The 13,506-nt window shown below is 64.5% G+C and carries 13 protein-coding genes; 5 read left to right on the top strand and 8 right to left on the bottom strand.

The annotated features are described in order from the left end of the window. Nucleotides 1–337: 337 nt before the first annotated feature. Together JQ632_RS33430 and JQ632_RS33435 are read right to left on the bottom strand one after the other, a co-directional pair. Entirely contained in the window at nucleotides 338–652 is a 315-nt protein-coding gene (locus JQ632_RS33430) for a hypothetical protein (protein WP_249152719.1), read from the bottom strand. A 133-nt stretch (nucleotides 653–785) separates the two neighbouring features. Continuing rightward, the gene (locus JQ632_RS33435) at nucleotides 786–1,997 is read right to left on the bottom strand and encodes an RluA family pseudouridine synthase (RefSeq protein ID WP_212406916.1); all 1,212 of its coding nucleotides are present in this window, start codon (nucleotides 1,995–1,997) and stop codon (nucleotides 786–788) included. Between the two features lie 206 nt (nucleotides 1,998–2,203). On the opposite strand from JQ632_RS33435, the gene JQ632_RS33440 reads away from it, so the two are divergent. Next, nucleotides 2,204–2,404 carry a hypothetical protein gene (locus tag JQ632_RS33440; protein ID WP_212406917.1) on the top strand — a complete coding sequence of 67 codons (201 nt, stop codon included), beginning with the start codon at nucleotides 2,204–2,206 and terminating at the stop codon, nucleotides 2,402–2,404. A gap of 35 nt (nucleotides 2,405–2,439) precedes the next feature. Here JQ632_RS33440 and JQ632_RS33445 read toward each other — a convergent pair whose 3' ends face one another. Together JQ632_RS33445 and JQ632_RS33450 are read right to left on the bottom strand one after the other, a co-directional pair. Next, on the bottom strand, nucleotides 2,440–3,774 hold the full coding sequence (locus JQ632_RS33445) for a replication-associated recombination protein A (protein ID WP_212406918.1): 1,335 nt from the start codon (nucleotides 3,772–3,774) through the stop codon (nucleotides 2,440–2,442). Continuing rightward, the gene (locus tag JQ632_RS33450; RefSeq protein ID WP_212406919.1) at nucleotides 3,771–5,177 is read right to left on the bottom strand and encodes a DegQ family serine endoprotease; all 1,407 of its coding nucleotides are present in this window, start codon (nucleotides 5,175–5,177) and stop codon (nucleotides 3,771–3,773) included. Before JQ632_RS33450 ends, JQ632_RS33445 begins: the two co-directional genes overlap by 4 nt. A gap of 304 nt (nucleotides 5,178–5,481) precedes the next feature. Here JQ632_RS33450 and JQ632_RS33455 point away from each other — a divergent pair, with 304 nt between their 5' ends. After that, complete coding sequence (locus JQ632_RS33455; RefSeq protein WP_312015689.1) at nucleotides 5,482–7,110, top strand: OprO/OprP family phosphate-selective porin; 1,629 nt, start codon at nucleotides 5,482–5,484, stop codon at nucleotides 7,108–7,110. Nucleotides 7,111–7,150: 40 nt separating this feature from the next. On the opposite strand, the gene JQ632_RS33460 is transcribed toward JQ632_RS33455, so the two are convergent. After that, on the bottom strand, nucleotides 7,151–7,537 hold the full coding sequence (locus tag JQ632_RS33460; protein WP_212406920.1) for a helix-turn-helix domain-containing protein: 387 nt from the start codon (nucleotides 7,535–7,537) through the stop codon (nucleotides 7,151–7,153). Nucleotides 7,538–7,656: 119 nt separating this feature from the next. On the opposite strand from JQ632_RS33460, the gene JQ632_RS33465 reads away from it, so the two are divergent. Then, nucleotides 7,657–8,670 carry a zinc-binding alcohol dehydrogenase family protein gene (locus tag JQ632_RS33465; RefSeq protein ID WP_212406922.1) on the top strand — a complete coding sequence of 338 codons (1,014 nt, stop codon included), beginning with the start codon at nucleotides 7,657–7,659 and terminating at the stop codon, nucleotides 8,668–8,670. 107 nt (nucleotides 8,671–8,777) lie between these two features. On the opposite strand, the gene JQ632_RS33470 is transcribed toward JQ632_RS33465, so the two are convergent. Continuing rightward, nucleotides 8,778–9,287 (bottom strand): hypothetical protein, encoded by a 510-nt coding sequence (locus tag JQ632_RS33470; protein ID WP_249152721.1) that lies wholly within the window; start codon nucleotides 9,285–9,287, stop codon nucleotides 8,778–8,780. A gap of 178 nt (nucleotides 9,288–9,465) precedes the next feature. On the opposite strand from JQ632_RS33470, the gene JQ632_RS33475 reads away from it, so the two are divergent. Then, the gene (locus JQ632_RS33475) at nucleotides 9,466–10,959 is read left to right on the top strand and encodes an amidase (RefSeq protein ID WP_212406923.1); all 1,494 of its coding nucleotides are present in this window, start codon (nucleotides 9,466–9,468) and stop codon (nucleotides 10,957–10,959) included. 77 nt (nucleotides 10,960–11,036) lie between these two features. Further along, entirely contained in the window at nucleotides 11,037–12,014 is a 978-nt protein-coding gene (locus tag JQ632_RS33480; RefSeq protein ID WP_212406925.1) for a tripartite tricarboxylate transporter substrate binding protein, read from the top strand. Nucleotides 12,015–12,151: 137 nt separating this feature from the next. Here JQ632_RS33480 and JQ632_RS33485 read toward each other — a convergent pair whose 3' ends face one another. Both JQ632_RS33485 and JQ632_RS33490 read right to left on the bottom strand, forming a co-directional pair. Continuing rightward, on the bottom strand, nucleotides 12,152–12,448 hold the full coding sequence (locus tag JQ632_RS33485; RefSeq protein WP_212406927.1) for a DUF1330 domain-containing protein: 297 nt from the start codon (nucleotides 12,446–12,448) through the stop codon (nucleotides 12,152–12,154). 9 nt (nucleotides 12,449–12,457) lie between these two features. Beyond that, a complete protein-coding gene (locus JQ632_RS33490) occupies nucleotides 12,458–13,246 on the bottom strand; it encodes an SDR family NAD(P)-dependent oxidoreductase (protein WP_212406928.1) in 789 nt (262 codons plus the stop codon). Nucleotides 13,247–13,506 lie beyond the last annotated feature (260 nt).

Consider the following 13,506-nt stretch of genomic DNA (forward strand, 5'->3'; position numbering starts at 1 on the left):
CAGCACCGCGGCGGAAGTCGCCCGCCAGATACTCGGTGTCGTCCTGGCGAACCAGGCTGTGCAAAAACTCAAGATTCGGAGAGCTCGATAGAACAGGATGCTACACGCCCCTGCTTTCAAGCTCTTTACTGACTACTTGGTTCTCTCTTCTGTCGCGCAAGAGAATCAGATTCTACGTCGAAACGAGCGCGCTGAGTTTTTTTACGGCCTGGAACGCCGGGACCCATAACCCCAGGCAGCAGTTTGGCGAAGACCGGGAGTCGCTTTGGTACTCCCAGAGTCCGCTCTTGATAGATCACGCGGTATGGGTCCTGGCGTTCGCCAGGACGACTCGGGGCTACTGGTTCGCGCAGCTCCGCGCATAGGTCCCGCGATCGGCGGGGCTCATTCCCGCAGCGGCGGCGGCATCAAGGCATTTGTTGAAGCGATCGCCGTGGGAGTTCCGCGGTATGGGCTTGTAGTTGTAGCTCGGCTTGGCGCCGAGCTGCGGAATCTTCGGCACTTCGATTTTCGGCGGCGGGGGCGGTGGAGGCGGCGGCGGATTGAATATCGACGTGCCGGGCAGCGTGGACTGCGCCGAGGCACCTTCGCCGGCAAGCAACCCAACGGTCACGAGGAGGAACGAAATCGTATGCCGCGTCATGGAGGACATGTTGTGCCCCTCGCATCGCCCCGCACAACCCAGAGCTTCCGTTCCGATAGAATCGGAACGAAAACTCTAGATTCTTGTTTTGACGCGCTTTCTTGACGCGAACCGGTGTCCACTTCGCTGGAAAACGCTCTAACTATTCTTCAGGTGCGTTCTCGATCGGATCAAATCGCGTTGCGTCTAACCCTAGCAGGTTCCACGACTGCTGCATATGCGGCGGCAACGGCGCACTTGCGTCGATCACGCCGCCGCGCGGATGCGGGATCACGATGCGGCGCGCCAGAAGATGCAGCCGGTTCTGAAGACCGCCCGGCAGTTGCCAGTTCTCGATGTTGAAGTATTTGGGATCGCCGACGATGGGATGGCCGATATGGGCCATGTGCGCGCGGAGCTGGTGCGTGCGGCCCGTCACCGGCTTCAGCGACACCCAGGTGAGCTTGCTGCCGGCGGTCTCGACCACCGCATAGTAGGTCACCGCGTGGCTCGCGCCCTCATCGCCATGCTGGGCGATGCGCATGATGGTGTCGTCCTCGCTCTCTTCCTTGGCGAGGAAGGTGGAGATGCGGCCCTGCCTCGGCTTCGGCAGACCCGGCACCAGTGCCCAATAGACCTTTCGCGCCGACCGCGAGCGGAACGCGCCGGTCAGGTGCGAGGCGGCAAAGCGCGTCTTCGCGATCAGCAGACAGCCCGACGTCTCCCTGTCGATGCGGTGCACGAGGCGCGGCTTCTGCCCCTTGGCGTCGCGCATCACCTCCAGCATCTGGTCGACGTTACGCGTGATGCCCGAGCCGCCCTGCACGGCAAGGCCGGCCGGCTTGTTGAGGACGAGGACGTCGTCGTCCTCGTAGATCGTCATCTCCTTGAGCGCGGCCAACGTCTTTTGCGCGGCCTCCGACAGCGGACCGGCGGCCTTCGGCGTGTCGAGCTTGAGCGGCGGAATGCGCACGCTCTGCCCCTCCTCCAGCCGGTCCTTGCTGTCGACGCGCTTGCCGTCGACGCGCAGCTCGCCTTTGCGGACGACGCGCTGGATGTGGGAGAACGACAGGCCGGGAAAGCGCGCCTCGAGGAAGCGGTCGACGCGCATGTTGTTCTCGTCGGCCGTGACGGTGACGGTCTGCACCTTGGTCGGCAGCAGCGCCTCGACAGGTTTTGCCGGCGCTTCGACCGGCGCGCGCCGCTCGGCACGCTCGCCGGCAAAGCGCGGTGGCTTGCTACCCGGCTTCGCCCCTGGCTTGCCGCCCGGACGCGGACCCGCCTTGTGCGGGCTCTTTGCCTTGAACGGACGCGCCTCGCGGCGTTCATCGCGCGAGCGGGGCTCTTGGTTGGTTCTCTTGATGCGGCGGCTCATGACTGCCTGCGTAGCCGAAAAGCGACCGTCCGTCACGGTGAAATCAGTACAAATTCGTTGTTGCGGTGACTACGCTAGTCACGAGTGACCTCTCACAGCCACCGTCTGCTCATGACATGGCGTTCGTGAAGGCGGGGAAATAGCCGCGCGCACCGGAACCATCTGCGGCAGCTCCGCTCAAGCCAAAAGGTGATATAGTTATCGACATGAAGGTCGAAGAAATCGCCGAAGCCGTTACAAGACTGCCGCCGGATGAACTTGCCCGCTTCCGCCGCTGGTTCGCCGCATTCGAATCTGGCCGCGCCAATCATGCCGGGGAGCTCGACTCCACGGCAACGAAGCTCGGCCGCTTTGCCGGTCGCGCGTTTGCCGAATTGAGACGGCGCGCGAAGGATGATCAGTCCTAAAGCGCGATGGCTTTAGGTTGAATCGTCGTCGCGCTTTAGCTCCCGCCCCGCTCCTTGCGCAGCTTTGCCCAGTAGTCCAGCCGCTTCCTGATCTCCCGCTCAAAACCGCGCTCGGGCGGGTCGTAAAAAGTCTGACGTCCGAGGGCTTCCGGAAAGTAGTCCTGGCCGGAGAAGGCGTCGGGGGCGTCGTGGTCGTATTCGTAGGACGCGCCATAGCCTTCCGACTTCATCAGGCCGGTAGGCGCATTGAGGATGTGTTTTGGCGGCAGCAGCGAGCCGGCCCGCTTGGCGGTCTGCATGGCCGCGCCGAAGGCGGTGTAGACCGCGTTCGATTTCGGCGCGGTGGCGAGGTAGACGACGGCTTGCGCGATCGCGAGCTCGCCTTCGGGATGGCCGAGGAAATCAAAGGCATCCTTGGCGGCGTTGGCGATGACGAGCGCCTGGGGATCGGCGAGCCCGATGTCCTCCACAGCCATGCGCACGACGCGACGGGCCAGGAACAGCGGGTCCTCGCCGGCATCCAGCATGCGCGCGAGATAATACAGCGCCGCATCGGGATCGGAGCCGCGCACCGACTTATGCAGTGCGGAGATCAGGTTGTAGTGACCATCGGCCGACTTGTCGTAGATCGGCGCGCGGCGCTGCAAGATATCCTGCAACTGCGCGGCGTTGAAAATCTCGCCCTTGCGCGCGGCGCGCCAGACTTCTTCGGCGAGTGTCAGCGAGGCGCGGCCGTCGCCGTCGGCCATGCGCGCCAGCACGGCACGCGCCTCGGCATCGAGCGGCAGCTTGCGGCCCTCGATCTCCTCGGCATGCGCAAACAGCTTTTCGATCGCGGCGGCATCGAGCGAGTGGAACACCAGCACGCGCGCCCGCGACAGCAACGCCGCGTTGAGCTCGAAGGAGGGATTTTCGGTGGTGGCGCCGACCATCACCACCGTGCCGTCTTCCATCACGGGCAGGAAGGAATCCTGCTGCGCGCGATTGAATCTGTGCACCTCGTCGACGAACAGCAGGGTGCCCTGCCCCATCTCGCGGCGGGCGCGTGCGGCGTCAAACGCCTTCTTCAGGTCGGCGACGCCGGAAAACACCGCCGAGATCTGCTCGAAATGCAGATCGGTGGCGTCGGCTAGGAGCCGCGCCACCGTGGTCTTGCCGGTGCCGGGCGGCCCCCAAAACACCAGCGAGCCGAGCGTGCGCGTCTCCAGCATGCGCGTGAGCGCGCCGTCGGGCCCGAGGATGTGGTCCTGCCCGACGACCTCCGACAGCGTACGCGGACGCAAGCGGTCCGGCAGCGGATGCGGGGCCTCGTGCTCGAGCCCCGCGGCCGCGAACAGGCTTGGCGCGTCGTGCGGTCGCTTCGGACTCATCCGCCCAGCGTGACGTTGATCTGCTGGCCGCCACGCACCACCGTGATGCGCCAGAGCCGCGGCTGATCTTTTGCCGCCTTCTCGAGGTCGCTCGTCCTGGCGATCTTCTGGTTGTTGACCGCAAGGATGATGTCGCCCTTCTGGAAGCCGACGCTGGCAGCCGCCGTGCCGTCGCCGATTTCGGTCACGACGACGCCTTCGGTGTCGGCGTCCAGATGCAGCTCGTCGGCGACCGCCGGCGTGATGGTGGAGATCTTTGCGCCCTGGAACGGCGAGCGCGAGGTGATGACGAGCTCGTTGCGGCCGGTGTCAGGAGCCGTCTCGAGCTGCACCGTGAGCTTGACCGGCTTGCCGGCGCGCTGCACGTCGAGTTGCGCAGTACCGCCGAGCGGGCGGGTGGCGAGGCGGTAGTCGAAGGCGTTGAGATCGTCGATCGCCTGCCCGTCGATCGCGACGATCAGGTCGGAGGATTTCAAACCGGCCTTCGCCGCAGGCCCGTTCGGCACGATGCTTGCGACCAGCGCGCCGGTCGGCGAGCGCAGGCCGAGGCTCTCCGCGATGTCGGGCGTCACCGTCTGGAGCCGCGCTCCGAGCCACGGCCGCTTCACCGCCTTGCCGCCGCTCTTGGCGGAGGCAATGACGACGCGCACCATGTTGGAGGGAATGGCAAAGCCGATGCCCTGCGAGCCGCCGGAGCGGGAATAGATCGCGGTGTTGATGCCGGCAAGCTTGCCCTGCATGTCCACCAGCGCGCCGCCGGAATTGCCGGGGTTGATCGCAGCATCGGTCTGGATGAAGAACTGGTAGTCGGTGATGCCGACCTGCGTGCGCGCCAGCGCCGAGATGATGCCCTGCGTCACGGTCTGGCCGACGCCAAAGGGGTTGCCGATCGCGAGCACGACGTCGCCGACCATCAGCTCATCCGAGTTGGTCAGATCGAGCGTCGGAAACTTCTCCTTCGCATCCTTCATGCGCAGCACGGCGAGATCGGTGCGGGAATCCTTGAGCAGGATCTCGGCCTCGAATTCGCGCTTGTCCGACAGCGACACCTTGACCTGGTCCGCACCTTCGATGACGTGGACGTTGGTGACGACGAGGCCGGAGGCGTCGACGATGACGCCGGAGCCGAGCGAGCGCTGCATCTGCTCGGGCTGCTGGCCCGGCACGCCGAAAAAGCGGCGGAAGATCGGATCGTCCATCAGCGGATTGCGATTCTGGACCACCTTGGCCGCATAGACATTGACCACCGCCGGCTGCACGCGCTGCACGATCGGCGCATAGGACAGCCGCAGTTCCGCAGGCGATGACGGGACCCGGCGATCCTGCGCCAGGGCCGGATCGAGGCTCCCCAGAAGGGCAACGGACATTGCGGTGAAAACGGCTGCGCGTATTGGTCGAAACATTCCTACCTCTCGGAAAAGACGCCGGAATATAGGCGCGTTCGCCCCCCAATTGAAGGGCAGTTTGCCCGCAATATTTGGTCCCTCCCGGCGCCGAAAGATGCAAGCCATGCGCGAATTCCGGCCATCCGGCGCGCTGCGTATTGGCATGACGAGCATCATCTTGCATGCTGATCCAGTCGGATTCGGTTGCGGCGAATTTGCATCAGCGGGAACCTCGACTTTCGCGCGTATCGTCGCCGGGCAGTCACCGATCAGACCTACGAATCTTCGGGTGGGAAAGTCGATCAAACAGGGGAGCAGTAACGTGAGCAGGAAACTCTTCACAACCGCGGCGCTGGGGTTGGCCGGCGCGTTGATTGCGACACAGGTCCACGCAGAGTCCACCAACAGCAGCGAGGAAATCGCGCTGCTCAAGCAGCAACTGAAACTACTCGAGCAGAAGCTCGACAGTCTTCAGAAGCAGACCGCGGCCAACACGGCGGCCACGGCGAAGGCGAAGGTGGAAGCCAAGGCCGAAGCGAGGGCAGAGGCAAAGGCGGAAGCGCGGGTGGCAGTCGCCAATGCCAACGCCGCCATTCCGGTCAAGGGTCCTGTCGCTCCTGCCGGCGTCGTGGTGACGATGCCGAACAACCGCCCGACCATCTGCACCGCGGACGAACAAAACTGCGTCGCCTTCACCGGCCGCATCCATTTCGACGGCGGCGGCTACGACTATCATCCCAACACGCCGGCGACCGTGCCGCAGCGGCTCGACGACGGCACCAATCTGCGCCGCGCCCGCATCGGCATCACCGGCAAATTCCTCTCCGACTGGAATTTCGGCCTGATCTACGATTTCGGCGGTACCTCGGACGGCTTTGGCGGCACGGCCGCGGCCGGCGCCGCCCCGGTCAGCTTCCTGCCCGGCGGCGCGGTCTCGGGTGTCGAGAACGCCTATCTGAGCTACATCGGCTTCAAGCCGTTCGGCGGCAAGATGGCGATCGAGGGCGGCATCATGGACCTGCCCATCACGATCGACGAAGCCATGAGCTCGAACGACATTCCGTTCATGGAGCGCTCATCCGCCAACGTGATTGCGGTCAACATGGCGGCGGGGGACTTCCGTTCGACCTTCGGCACGCGCTGGTTCAACGACAGCTTCTGGATCGGTGCCTATGTAACCGGCCCGACGACCGGTGCCATCCACTCAGCCTCGAGCATCAGCCCCAATGGCATGACCGAGCAACTTGGCGCAGCTGCGCGAGCCGCGGGCCAGCTCATCAGCGGCAAGGACTATTCGTTGCATCTCGGCGGCAACGCCCAATGGCTGCTCAGGACGCCGCATAATCTGGTGACGGGCGCGCAGACGCTGACGTTCAGCGATCGTCCGGAGTTGCGCATCGACCCGACGACGCTGATATCGACGGGCGCGATCGCCAACGTTTCGGGCGCACAGATCTACAGCGTCGAGGCGGCCGGCACCTACGGACCCCTGTTCGCACAGGGCGAATACTACTGGTACAATGTCGATCGCAATGCAGCGACCGGCCTCGCACCGATCGGCGCACCGAGCCTGAAGTTCCAGGGCGGTTACGCCGAAATCGCCTACGCACTGACCGGCGAGAACCGCGCCTACAATCCCGCAACCGCAGCCTATGGCGGCATCAAGCCGGCGCATCCGTTCTCGGTTTCCGGCGGCGGCTGGGGCGCCTGGGAAATCGCCGGACGGGTCTCGCAGATCAATCTCAACGATCAGCTGGGGACCCCAACCGGCATCGCCGGCGGACGGCAGACCGTCTACACGGCGGCGCTCAACTGGTACATCAACGGCAACGTCCGCTTCATGTTCGACTATCTGCACGGAGAGGTCTCGCGGCAGGCAAGCGCGGTCTCGGTCGCGAATGTCGGCTCGAAGTTCGATGCCTTTGCGATGCGCACGCAGGTCGCGTGGTGATGCAACAACGGCCCGGGAGCGGCGTTGCCGCTCCCGGGTGTTAGGCGGCGCGCTTCGGTTTCTTGACGCTCACAGGCTCCTCCGGCGCCGGCCCGCAGGACAGCCGCTCGTGGTGACTTTCGCCCCAGGCCTTCAGAATGTCGATCACCGGCCGCAGGCTCTCGCCAACCTCGGAGAGGCAATAGTCCACCCGCGGCGGCACCTCGGCATAGACCTTGCGGATGATTAGCCGGTCCTCCTCGAGCGCGCGGAGCTGTTTTGTCAGCATGCGCTGGGTAATGCCGGGCATCAGGCGGCGCAGCTCGCCAAAACGCCTTGTGCCGCCTTGCAGGTGGTAGAGGATCACGCCCTTCCATTTACCGTCGATCAGGTCCAGCGTCGCCTCGACCGCGCAGCCGGGGCGCCGGGCAAAGTCTCGTCGTTTCATGCGGGATTTTCCAATAGTATCCAAACAGGGACTATATCCCCGAATTTACAGTACTTGCAAAACTGGGGCTACCCCGACAGTTAGAGGCACACAATCACAGAGGTGATGGAGGCAACGCCATGAAGGCCGTCGGCTACAAAAAATCGCTCCCGATCGAGGACGCGGAGTCGCTGATCGATTTCGAGACCGCAAAACCGGACGCAAAGGGACGCGACATCCGCGTCGCCGTGAAGGCGATCTCGGCCAATCCCGTGGACTACAAGGTGCGCAAGCGCGCCGCCCCGCCCGAGGGCGAGTTCAAGATTCTGGGTTTTGACGCCGCCGGCGTCGTCGACGCGGTCGGCCCCGAGGTGACGCTGTTCAAGCCGGGCGACGAGGTGTTTTACGCGGGCTCGATTTTGCGCCAGGGCACCAACGCGGAATTCCACCTGGTCGACGAGCGCATCGTCGGCCGCAAGCCGAAGACATTGTCGTTCGCGCAGGCAGCCGCCCTCCCCCTCACCTCCATCACCGCATGGGAGTTGCTGTTCGACCGGCTCGGCGCTGTCCCCGGCAAGAGCAACGATCCGCGCACGCTGCTGATCACAGGTGGCGCCGGTGGCGTCGGCTCGATCCTGATCCAGCTCGCGCGCCGCCTCACCGGCCTCACAGTGCTCGCGACCGCAACGCGGCCGGAGTCGCAAAAATGGTGCCTCGATCTCGGCGCGCATGCGGTGATCGACCACGGCAGGCCGATGAAGGAGCAGGTCGAAGCGTTGAAGCTGCCGCCGGTCGCGCTGGTGGCGAGCCTCACCTTCACCGACCAGCACTACAAGGCGATCGCGGAGTTCATGGCGCCGCAGGGAAGGTTCGGCCTGATCGACGATCCCCCCGAGTTCACCATGAGCGTCTTCAAGGGCAAGGCGATCTCGGTGCACTGGGAATCGATGTTCACGCGCTCCTCGTTCCAGACGCCGGACATGATCGCGCAGCATCACCTGCTCGACGACGTCGCCGACCTCATCGACAAGGGCGTGCTGCGCACCACGCTCGACCAGACCCTTGGCACCATCAATGCCGCCAATCTCAAGCGCGCGCATGCGCTGCTCGAGAGCGGCAAGTCGCGCGGCAAGATCGTGCTGGAGGGCTGGTAGGCGCCTTGCTTCGTAGGTGGGTTACGCCAGCGGACTGCGCTTCGCGCAGCCGCGGTGCTAACCCACCCTACGGCTTTTGCTACGGTCTCCAGCGCCGGCGCGTGTCGTTATTTCGTCTGAGTCGCCGCCTGCATCGCTTTCCAGTCGAACTTGTCAGCTAGCGCCAAGGCCTCTTCTTCAGCCACGCCTTCATAGGCGAGGCTGAACATCGCGTTCTTGTCGAGCGCTACGACCAGCGTGCCGGACTTGTCCTTGCTGTTGTAGGCTTTCAAGACATTCATGCCGCGCACGGTGGATGTCACCATGCGCCCTTCCGACGTCTGCATATTCATCCCGCTTTGAATCGGCGCCAGCGCGCCCGCGGCGGCCGGGCCGATGATGATGGAAGCATGAGCCTTCGCCTCGCCGCGCTCGTAGTCACGGGTTGCCGTCGTCATGTTGGTGTCGGACATTTGCATCGACATGCCGTCCGGCTTCTCGCCCTGCCATCCCGCCAGATCAATCAAGAACGGCAGGAGACGTTGAAACGGCTGATCGGCGCGTACAGTCGAAAAAGGCAACAAAACCGATAACGCCACAAAGAAACACAGGATCCGGTATCGCGGCTTAAGCATCATTCTCCCCTTGAGGTAGCAGGGCAACATAGCAACCTGTGGTAAGGCTTGAAAGTCCCCACATCGGATGGCTGGAGGACTGACGCTTGGCATGCGAAGCCGATTGCGGCATCATGAGTCTGTGGCCCCGGCAATGAGGGCCGGTTGAGCCCGCCCGGGCTGAAAAACAAGCAGACACATCATGACCGAACCATGCGACCTGTCCGCGGTCGCGGCACGCGCACTGATCGGCCAACGCAAGCTCTCGCCCGTCGAGCTGACGGACAGTTGCATCCGTCGCATCGAGGCGATCGACCCCGCGGTCAACGCCGTCGTTGCGCGCTCGTTCGAGACCGCATGTAAGACAGCACGCGAGCACGAGGCCATGGTGATGCGCGGCGACAGGCTTGGCGCCGTGCATGGGCTGCCGCTCGGCGTCAAGGACCTCATCGACGCGGAGGGGTTACCGACCAGTTTTGGCAGCGTGCTGTTTGCCGATAACGTTGCGAAACAGGATGAAGCCATCGTCGCGATGCTCAGGCGCGAGGGCGCAATCGTCATCGGCAAGACCAACGTGCCGGAATGGGGCGCCGGCGGCAATACGCGCAACGCCGTGTATGGCGCGACCGGCAATCCCTTCGATCCCGATAGATCCGCCGCCGGCTCGTCCGGTGGATCGGCCGTCGCGCTCGCGACCGGCATGGTGCCGCTCGCGACCGGATCCGACACGGGCGGCTCGGTGCGGAATCCCGCATCGTTCTGTGGCGTCGTCGGCTTCAGGCCGTCGCCCGGACTGATCGCCAGCAACAGCCGCAACATGGCCTGGTTGCAGATCTCGCAGCTCGGGCCGATGGCAAGGACCGTATCGGATGCCTGCCTCATGCTGTCCTGCATGCTGGATCGCGATGCCCGCGATCCGCTCTCGGCGATCCTGCATGCCGGTGGCGCACCGGCGCCAACGCTCTATCGCAATCCGCCGCGCGCCGATCTCTCGAGCCTGCGCATCGCGGCGACCTGTGATTTCGGCTTCGCGCCGACCGAGCAGGCGGTTGCCGGAACCTTCAGAGCCAAGCTCGGCTCGTTCGAATCGGTGTTTCGCAGCGTCGAATGGACCCACCCTGATTGCACCGGCGCGGACGAGGTGTTCAGCATCTTGCGCGCCGTCGCCTTCCTCGGCCGTCACCGCGAGCTCGCCGAAAAGTTTCCGGACAAGGTCGGGCCCAACATTCGCGACAACGTCACCGAGGGGCTCGGCTATTCCGCTGCCGACGTCGCGCGTGCACTCTCGATGCAGACCGACCTCTACCGGCGCTGGCAGACCTTCTACGCCAGCCACGATTTTATCCTCGCGCCCGCGATCACCATCAGTCCGCGGCCGTGGTCGGAACTCTATCCGGCCGAGATCGACGGCCAGCCGACCAAGAGCTACTTCCACTGGCTCGCGATGGCCTATGCCGTCACCAATGTCGGGCATCCCACGGTTGCGATCCCCGCGGGCCGCGACGGCGCCGGCCTGCCGTTCGGCATCCAGGTGATCGGCCCGCGCGGCGGCGATCTCGCGACCCTCGCGGTGGCGCGCGAGATCGAGGCCGTGCTTGCAAGCAACCCGGACACCGCCCGCCCGCTTCCCGACATCGCCTGGCTCGGCCGCCAGCCGCCGATTGCCGGCAAGCCAGGATTTTTGGCCTTCGATTGAAAGCGGCACGACGATGGAACGACAGTTGCGACGCCGTGCCCCGTGTTTCTCTTGTTCAACTACGGATGAATGACGCGATGAAAACAACGGCTCTCACGGTGGCGCTCGCATTGATCGGCTCGATCTCCGCCAACTCGCTCGCCAGCGCGCAAGGAACCTATCCGGAAAAATCCCTGCAACTGATCGTCCCGTTCCCGCCGGGCGGCGCCTCCGACGTGGTGGCCCGCATCATCGGCGGCGAGCTCGAAACCCGGCTCGGCAAGCCCGTCATCATCATGAACCGCCCCGGCGGCGGCACGACGATCGCGGCCAAGGAGGTCGCGCGCGCGGCGCCCGACGGATACACCCTGTTCTTTAGCTCGAACTCGAGCTTCACGCTGCCGGCCGCCGTGAAGGAAAGCGTGCCTTACGACGCGGCCAAGGATTTCGAGCCGCTCGGCCAGGTCGGCAAGATCACGCTGGCGCTGGTCACCACCAAGGACAACCCGATCAAGGATGTGCCTGCGCTGGTCGCTGAAGCAAAGGCCAATCCGGACAAGCTGTCGCTGGCATCCTTCGGCGTCGCCACGGTGTCGCATTTCGCCGGCGAGCTGTTCAAGTCGAACGCCGGCATCAAGATGGTGCATCTGCCCTACAAAGGCAGCGCGCCGGCGATGAACGATCTCATCGGCAAGCATATCCAGTACCACGTCGACACCGTGATCGCCGTCAAGCCACAGATCGAGGCCGGCACGGTCAAGGTGCTCGCGGTGTTCTCCGGCAAGCGCACCCCCTTCCTGCCCGACATGCCGACGCTCGCCGAGCTCGGCTATGGCAGCATCGACTTCTCGTCCTGGGGCGCGGTGGTCGCGCCCAAGGGGTTGCCGCCCGCGGTTCGCGACAAGCTCACGGCGACGCTCGAGGAGATCATCAACAGCCCCTCCGTCGTCGAGCGCTTCACCAAGGTCGGTTTCGAGCCGGGCTTTGCGCGCTTTGACGACTGGGCCGGCGCGGTGACAAAGGAGACCGCTGAGATGAAGGACATCGCGCAGAAGGCGGGGATCAAGGAGGAGTAATCTCCTCGCGAGAAATCGTAGGGTGGGCAAAGGCGCGCAAGCGCCGTGCCCACCGCTTCTCACGCGGCGCGCAAAGGGGTGGGCACGCTTCGCCTTCGCTCTCCGAGCTACGGCGTCGCTTTGCCCACCCTACGCTCTTACGCCGGCAGCACACCTTCGACGAAAAGCAGTCGACGCTGCAGCGCCGACTGCCGCAGCTTCAGCGCTTCGGCATACTCAGCCGACCGGTACCATTCCTTGAGCCGCGCCATGGTCGGGAATTCGACGATGACGATGGCCTTCGGCGGAAGGTTGCCTTCAGCGAGTTCGGCGGCGCCAGCCCTCACCAGATAGCGGCCGCCATATTGCGCGATCGTCCTTGCCGCAAGCGTACGGTAGGCCTCGAATCCTGTGGGGTCGCGCATCTCGACTTCGGAAATCACATAGGCCGCCATGATCGGCTCCTATGCAATCGTATTGACGATGCCGCCCTCGGCGCGGAGCGCCGCGCCGTTGGTGGCAGAGGCTTCCTTGGACGCGATATAGACCACCATATTGGCGATCTCGTCCACGCTCGCAAAGCGTTGCAGCAGGGACGACGGACGGTGCTGCTTGACGAAGTTGGCGGCCGCCTCGTCCACGGATTGTCCGTTCTGCTTGGCGAGGTCCTTCACAAAGGTCTCGACGCCTTCTGACATCGTCGGTCCCGGCAGCACGGAATTGACGGTGACGCCGGTGCCGCGGGTAAGCTGCGCGAGTCCGCGCGCGACCGAGAGCTGCGCGGTCTTGGTCATGCCGTAATGGATCATCTCGACGGGAATGTTGAGGCCGGACTCCGAGGAGATGAAGACGATGCGGCCCCAGTTGCGCTTGAGCATGCCGGCCAGATAGGCACGCGACAGCCGCACGCCACTCATCACGTTGACCTCGAAGAAACGGCTCCAGTCCTCGTCGGGAATGTCGACAAAGTTCTTCGGCTCGAAGATGCCGGCATTGTTGATCAGGATATCGACGTCAGGAAGCGCGGTGACCAGCGCCTTGCAGCCGGCCGCGGTCGAGACGTCGGCGGTGATGCCGCGCACCTTGGCGCCCGTCCCTTCGAGCTTGCGCGCGGCAGCATCGACCTTGTCCCGGCCGCGGCCATTGATCACGACATCAGCACCGGAGCCCGCGAGGCCCTTGGCGATCGCGTAGCCGATGCCGGCGGTCGAGCCCGTGATCAGAGCGGTCTTTCCGGAAAGGTCGATCTTCATCTGTCATCTCCATTGATGTTGATGGAGATATCGGACGCGATTGATCGAGCGCAATTGGCGCTCACCCAGGCGTGAGCGGCTGTAGGGTGGGCAAAGCGAAGCGTGCCCACCAACTTCTCGCGCACCTCGACAGAAGTGGCGGGCACGGCGCAAGTGCGCCTTTGCCCACCCTACGACCGCACAATCGGGATAGGGGGGAGCCTCGCAGCTCCTCCCCTCCCACACCACCGTACGTACGGGTCCGTATACGGCGGTTCGCT

It is taken from the genome of Bradyrhizobium liaoningense (assembly GCF_018130955.1).
GTDB lineage: Bacteria > Pseudomonadota > Alphaproteobacteria > Rhizobiales > Xanthobacteraceae > Bradyrhizobium > Bradyrhizobium liaoningense_C.

Bases quoted from the DNA above. Each gene is read 5' to 3' on its own strand.
- JQ632_RS33445 (WP_212406918.1), bottom strand. From the start codon at position 3,774: ATGAGTCCGAAGCGACCGCACGACGCGCCAAGCCTGTTCGCGGCCGCG.
- JQ632_RS33475 (WP_212406923.1), top strand. From the start codon at position 9,466: ATGACCGAACCATGCGACCTGTCCGCGGTCGCGGCACGCGCACTGATC.
- JQ632_RS33430 (WP_249152719.1), bottom strand. From the start codon at position 652: ATGTCCTCCATGACGCGGCATACGATTTCGTTCCTCCTCGTGACCGTT.
- JQ632_RS33465 (WP_212406922.1), top strand. From the start codon at position 7,657: ATGAAGGCCGTCGGCTACAAAAAATCGCTCCCGATCGAGGACGCGGAG.
- JQ632_RS33460 (WP_212406920.1), bottom strand. From the start codon at position 7,537: ATGAAACGACGAGACTTTGCCCGGCGCCCCGGCTGCGCGGTCGAGGCG.
- JQ632_RS33440 (WP_212406917.1), top strand. From the start codon at position 2,204: ATGAAGGTCGAAGAAATCGCCGAAGCCGTTACAAGACTGCCGCCGGAT.
- JQ632_RS33480 (WP_212406925.1), top strand. From the start codon at position 11,037: ATGAAAACAACGGCTCTCACGGTGGCGCTCGCATTGATCGGCTCGATC.
- JQ632_RS33450 (WP_212406919.1), bottom strand. From the start codon at position 5,177: ATGTTTCGACCAATACGCGCAGCCGTTTTCACCGCAATGTCCGTTGCC.
- JQ632_RS33470 (WP_249152721.1), bottom strand. From the start codon at position 9,287: ATGATGCTTAAGCCGCGATACCGGATCCTGTGTTTCTTTGTGGCGTTA.
- JQ632_RS33485 (WP_212406927.1), bottom strand. From the start codon at position 12,448: ATGGCGGCCTATGTGATTTCCGAAGTCGAGATGCGCGACCCCACAGGA.
- JQ632_RS33490 (WP_212406928.1), bottom strand. From the start codon at position 13,246: ATGAAGATCGACCTTTCCGGAAAGACCGCTCTGATCACGGGCTCGACC.
- JQ632_RS33435 (WP_212406916.1), bottom strand. From the start codon at position 1,997: ATGAGCCGCCGCATCAAGAGAACCAACCAAGAGCCCCGCTCGCGCGAT.